Here is a 4,655-nt window from a genome sequence, read left to right as displayed (position 1 = left end):
CTCCCACATTGATCGTGCCCACGTTGAATGTGTTGTGAACCGAATCTCCAAGAGGCTACTCATGAGAACACTAAAAAACCTGCTCGGTGGCTCGCTCCTGGCCCTGACCGTCCTGGCCCAGCCCGCGCCGGCTGCCGAAGCGGTGAAGCCGATCCACTTCGGCGACATCACCTGGGAAAGCGGCAGCCTGATCACCGAAGTGCTGCGCCTGATCGTCGAGAAAGGCTACGGCCTGCCCACCGACACCTTGCCCGGCAGCACTGTGAGCCTGGAAGCGGCCCTGGCCAAGGACGATATCCAGGTGATCGGCGAAGAATGGGCCGGGCGCAGCCCGGCGTGGGTCAAGGCTGAAAGCGAAGGCAAAGTCTTCGGCTTGGGCGACACGGTCAAAGGTGCCACCGAAGGCTGGTGGGTGCCCGAATACGTGATCAAGGGCGACGCCGAACGCGGCATCAAGCCGCTGGCGCCGGAGCTGAAATCGGTGGCTGACCTGGCGCGCTACAAAGACGTGTTCCGCGACCCCGAAGACCCGACCAAAGGCCGCTTCCTCAACAGCCCCACCGGCTGGACCTCGGAAATCGTCAACAGCCAGAAACTCAAGGCTTATGGCTTGACCGACACCTTCGTCAACTTCCGCACCGGCTCCGGCGCGGCGCTGGATGCCGAAGTGGCGTCGTCGATCCGCCGTGGCAAACCGGTGTTGTTCTACTACTGGTCGCCGACGCCGCTGCTTGGCCGTTTCAAGCTGGTCAAGCTGGATGAGCCGCCCTTCAACGCCGAGGCCTGGAAAACCCTGGCCGACGCCAACAACCCGCACCCTATCGGCACCCGCTCGATGGCGGCGCACCTGGCAATTGGCGTGTCGGCGCCGTTCAAGGCGCAGTACCCGCAGTTGGTGAACTTTTTTGAAAAAGTCGACCTGCCGATCGACCTGCTCAACAGCATCCTCGCGCAGATGAGCGAGAAGCGTGAGCAGCCGCGCCACGTCGCGCTGGCGTTCCTCAAAGAGCAACCGCAGGTCTGGCAACAATGGGTGCCGGCGGACGTGGCGGCCAAGGTCAAGGCGTCCCTGTAACTGATCGTTCCCGCGCTCCGCGTGGGAATGCATCCTGTGATGCTCCGCGTCACGACGTTAAAGCAGGACGCGAAGCGTCCCGGCAGGCTTCCCACGCAGAGCGTGGGAACGATCAGAGGTGATGGTGATGGTGAAGTTTTTCAGTGCAATCCTGGCGTCAGTGTTGTTGTCGGGGGCCGTGTCGGCGGCCGAACCTTCTGTATTGCGCATTGGCTACCAGAAAAGCTCGGTGAGCATGGTGCTCGCCCGTGAGCACAAACTCTTCGAAGAGGCGTTGCCTGGCACCCAGGTGCAGTGGATCGAATTTCTCGGCGGCCCGCCGCTGATCGAAGCGTTGAACGGCGGCAGCCTGGACATCGGCAATATCGGCGACATCCCGCCGATCTTCGCCCAGGCGGCCGGTATCGATTTGCAGTACTTCGCCGTCGAGCCCAACGACGGCAAAACCGAAGCGGTACTGGTGCCCAAAAGCAGCGCGATTCAGAGCGTGGCCGAGCTGAAGGGCAAGCGTGTGGCGCTGCTCAAGGGGTCCAGCGCGCACAACCTGTTTCTCAAAAGCCTGCTGCGCGCCGGTTTGCAATGGAAGGACGTGAACGTGGTGTACCTGTCGCCATCCGACGGTCGCGCCGCGTTTGAACAAGGCAAGGTCGACGCTTGGGTGGTCTGGGACCCGTACTACTCCGCCGCCGTGGTCGATGGTTCCGCGCGTGTATTGGGCGATGGCCAGGGCCTCAACCCGGCCGGGAGTTTCTTCGTGGTCAACAGCCCGTTTGCCAAACAGCACCCGCAGGCCATTGCCGTGATCATCAAGACCCTGGCCAAGGCGCAGCGCCTGTCCCTCGACCAGCCTGAAGAAAGCATCGCGCTGATGGCCAAAACCCTGGGCCTGCAACCGGCGGTGGTCAAAAGCTACTTCGAACACCGCTCGCCCGCGCCGATTCGGCCGCTGGAAGCGGTCGACATCGCCAACCAGCAACGCACCGCCGACCTGTTTTTTGCCAATGGCCTGATCCCGAAAAAGGTCGATGTGCAGCAGGCGGTGTTCAAGGCCCCATAAGGTATCGGCGATGAGCGGGCTTCCTGTGGTGAACAGGTTCTATCGCCACACAACCCCATCCGACTTCAATCAGTGAGCAGACCATGCAACCGATCTACATCGACTTTCTCAACGGCCTGGACATCGAAGAACTGGGCCTCACCAACGACGAAATCCTCACCGCCATCGAAGCCAGCCTGCGCATCCAGGGGCGTGGCGAGGCGGTGATCGAGCCGCGCACCCACCTGATTCCCGGCGGCGATATCAACGGTCATTTCAACGTTTTGCGCGGCGTGCTCGGCGGCGATATCGGCTACGCCGGGGTCAAGGTGGTGGGGGATTTTGTCGATAACTACCGCAAGGGCCTGCCCTCGGAACTGGCGATCCTCAACCTGCTGGACCCGGCCACCGGCATTCCCAAGGCGATTCTCGACGCCTCGGCGATCACCGATATGCGCACCGGCGCGGTCACTGCCATCGGCGCCAAATACCTGGCCCGGCCCGACAGCAAAGTGCTGGCGCACATCGGCGCACGCGGCACGGCGTACTGGAACGTACGCCTGCTCGACCACCTGTTCGACTTCGAGGAAATCCGCGTGCATTCGCGCCGCAGCGAAAGCCGCGAAGCCTTCGCCGAACGCCTGCGCCGCGACCTCGGCAAGCCGGTGATTGTCACCGACGATTGGGAAAGCACCGTGCGCGGCGCCGACATCGTGGTCGAGGCCTCGCGCCTGGATCAGCCCGAGCCCTTGTTGCGCACCGAGTGGATCAAACCCGGCGCCTTTGTGGTGCCCTACGGCACCATGAGCGCGGTGGAATTGTCCCTCACCGACATCATGAGCAAACGAGTGGTCGACGATTGGGGCCAGTGCAAGGGCGGCCTGTTTGGGGCGCTGCGCGCGCATGTCGACGCCGGGAAACTCAGCGCCGAGACCTTGCACGCCGAGCTCGGGCAAATCGTTGCCGGCTTGAAAAGCGGCCGCGAGAACCCTGAAGAAACCATCCTGTTCTGGCACCGCGGCCTGAGCCTCAGCGATATCGCCCTGGGCCATGCGTTGCTGGAAAAAGCCAAGCGCCTGGGCATCGGCCAACGGCTGCGCTGGGCATGATTGACCTCGACCCCCAAGGCCTGACACTCGCGAATTTGCTCGCGATTGCCCGGCAAGACGCCCCGGCGGATTTTACTGCCCAGGCGCGCCAGCGCATCGACGAAGGCCACCGGTTGCTGCTCAAGCTGGTGGCTGAAGGCACGCCGATTTATGGCGTCAACACCGGCCTCGGCGCGGCGGTGGATACGCCCGTGTCGCCGCTACAGGCGAGCATTGCGCTGGGGCGTGCGGTGGGCGTGGGGCGCTTGGCCAATCGCCAGGAACTGCGCGCGATCACGGCCGCGCGCCTGGCCGGGCTGGCCCAAGGCCGATCAGGCATTTCGCCGAGGGCGGCGCAGGCCTTGCTGGCGTTGCTCAATAGCGGCGTCGAGCCTGAGGTGCCGCTGCTGGGCTCCTTGGGCGAAAGCGATCTGGCACCGTTGGCGCACCTGAGCCTGGCGTTGTCGGTGCCATTGGTCGGCAAGGATGGGCTGGCGCTGGTCTCGGCCAACGCCGCAAGTGTCGGCCTCGGCGCGTTGTTGGTGGCCGAGGCGCAACAGGCCTTGGGCGCCTTGCTGTCGGCGTTGGCGTTATCGTGCGAAGGCTACCGGGCCAACCTCAGCCCGTTCCAGCCGTGGGCGTCACGCCTGCGCCCGGCGCCTGGGCAAACCGAGCAATCGGCGGCGTTGTTACGCTTGCTGGAAGGCGGCGCGCTGGCGGACAGCCCACGCCGCCTGCAAGACCCGTTGAGCTTTCGCTGCGCCACCGTTGTGCAGGGCGCGGCGCAGCAGGCGTTGCAGCAGTTGCATGAAGTGGTCGAGCTGGAGCTGCGCAGCGGCGCGGATAACCCGGCGTTGATCAGCGAAGACGCGCTGGTTTTGGCGACGGCGAATTTCGACAGCACGCACCTGGCGCTGGCGGCCGAAGGCGTGGGCCTGGCCTTGAGTCGAGTTGCCGCGTGCAGCGCCGAGCGCATTGCCAAATTGCTCTCGCCTGGGTCCAGCGACTTGCCGCGCTTTTTGATCACGCAGCCGGGGCATGTGGGCATGGCCGCCTTGCAGCGCACCAGCTCGGCACTCGTCGCGGAGATCGGGCACTTGGCCAACCCGTTGCCGGCGGTCAGCGTGCCGGTCGCGGACAGGGTGGAAGACTACGCCGGGCAGGCGCTGGCGGTGGTCGACAAAACCCGCCGGTTGACCGAGCGGGTGTTGTGGTTGGCCAGTATTGAACTGATCGTGGCCGCGCAGGCGGTGGACCTGCGCGGTGAGCTGCGATTGGGGCAGGGCGCTCAACAGGTCCACGCGGCGGTGCGCAGCCAGGTGGCGCATCTGGATCAGGACCGCTCGGGCTCGGTGGATGTGTTGGCGCTGAGCGCGTTCATCACTGATGGTCGCCTGAAACCCTCTCTCTAAAAGGATAAAGATCAAATGTGGGAGCGGGCTTGCTCGCGAAAGCG

The 4,655-nt window shown here is 64.4% G+C and carries 4 protein-coding genes; all 4 read left to right on the top strand.

The window, feature by feature from the left end:
• Nucleotides 1–61 precede the first annotated feature (61 nt).
• The 4 genes from WBB95_RS28435 to WBB95_RS28420 all read left to right on the top strand — a co-directional run bounded on the left by WBB95_RS28435 (nt 62) and on the right by WBB95_RS28420 (nt 4,611).
• Nucleotides 62–1,075, top strand: coding sequence for an ABC transporter substrate-binding protein (locus WBB95_RS28435; protein WP_424490607.1), 1,014 nt, complete (start codon nt 62–64; stop codon nt 1,073–1,075).
• A gap of 127 nt (nt 1,076–1,202) precedes the next feature.
• Nucleotides 1,203–2,132 (top strand): aliphatic sulfonate ABC transporter substrate-binding protein, encoded by a 930-nt coding sequence (locus WBB95_RS28430; RefSeq protein WP_424490606.1) that lies wholly within the window; start codon nt 1,203–1,205, stop codon nt 2,130–2,132.
• An 83-nt stretch (nt 2,133–2,215) separates the two neighbouring features.
• Nucleotides 2,216–3,220 (top strand): ornithine cyclodeaminase family protein, encoded by a 1,005-nt coding sequence (locus tag WBB95_RS28425; protein ID WP_424490605.1) that lies wholly within the window; start codon nt 2,216–2,218, stop codon nt 3,218–3,220.
• Nucleotides 3,217–4,611, top strand: coding sequence for an aromatic amino acid lyase (locus WBB95_RS28420; RefSeq protein WP_424490604.1), 1,395 nt, complete (start codon nt 3,217–3,219; stop codon nt 4,609–4,611). The genes WBB95_RS28425 and WBB95_RS28420 overlap by 4 nt, the downstream gene beginning before the upstream one ends.
• The last annotated feature ends 44 nt before the right edge of the window (nt 4,612–4,655 follow it).

Source organism: Pseudomonas sp., assembly GCF_049645325.1.
Taxonomy (GTDB): domain Bacteria; phylum Pseudomonadota; class Gammaproteobacteria; order Pseudomonadales; family Pseudomonadaceae; genus Aquipseudomonas.
The sequence above is the reverse complement of the archived record's forward strand: the minus strand, read 5'-3'. Positions and strand labels throughout refer to the sequence as shown.